Origin of the sequence: Halorubrum sp. SD690R (assembly GCF_005435035.1) — an archaeon.
In the GTDB taxonomy this organism is placed as follows: Archaea; Halobacteriota; Halobacteria; order Halobacteriales; family Haloferacaceae; genus Halorubrum; species Halorubrum ezzemoulense.
In genome coordinates this window covers 1-633 of the sequence record NZ_SGTV01000106.1, presented here as the reverse complement: position 1 = coordinate 633, position 633 = coordinate 1, and the positions used below count along the sequence as shown (strand labels likewise).

Below are 633 nucleotides of genomic sequence, written 5' to 3'. Positions count from 1 at the left end.
AAAGCTACGTTCCGACCGAGGAGGTCAGGGAAGCCCGCGCACTCGTGCGCGGGCGACAGACCCTGGTCGAAAACCGTACCAAGTACGCCAACAAGGTCCATGGACTCCTCTCCGATCACGGCATCACTGAAGACGTGAAACCGCTAACCGTGGAGGGACGAGAGTCCCTGCGGGGACTCTCGATCCCGACGCCATTCGACACGCTGCTCGAGTCGTACCTCGACCTGATCGAGTCGCTCACCGAAGAGATTCAGAAGCTCGATGAGACGATCGAAGAGCGCGCTGGGTCTCTGAAGGAGACCCAGCTGCTCATGACGATTCCCGGTGTGAGTTACTACACTGCGCTGACAATCTACGCGGAGTTGGGTGGGATCGACCGGTTTGACGGTGACAAGGAGGTTGTCAGTTACGTGGGATTGAACCCGGTGATCCGCGAGTCAGGCGACTCGCGGATCGAAGGGGGCATTTCGAAACGTGGATCAGGGCGTGTACGATGGCTGCTCGTCCAAGCAGCAAACACCGCAGTTCATACGAGTAACGACGAGTATCTGAGTCGGTTTTACGACCGGTTAGCAAGCCGGAAGAACTCACAGAAAGCGATCGTGGCAGCAGCTCGGAAGATGCTGGTATCGA

1 protein-coding gene is annotated in these 633 nt (G+C 57.8%); it reads left to right on the top strand.

The annotated features are described in order from the left end of the window. On the top strand, positions 1 to 633 hold a 633-nt coding region (locus EXE41_RS18615), incomplete at both ends, for an IS110 family transposase (RefSeq protein WP_137691796.1).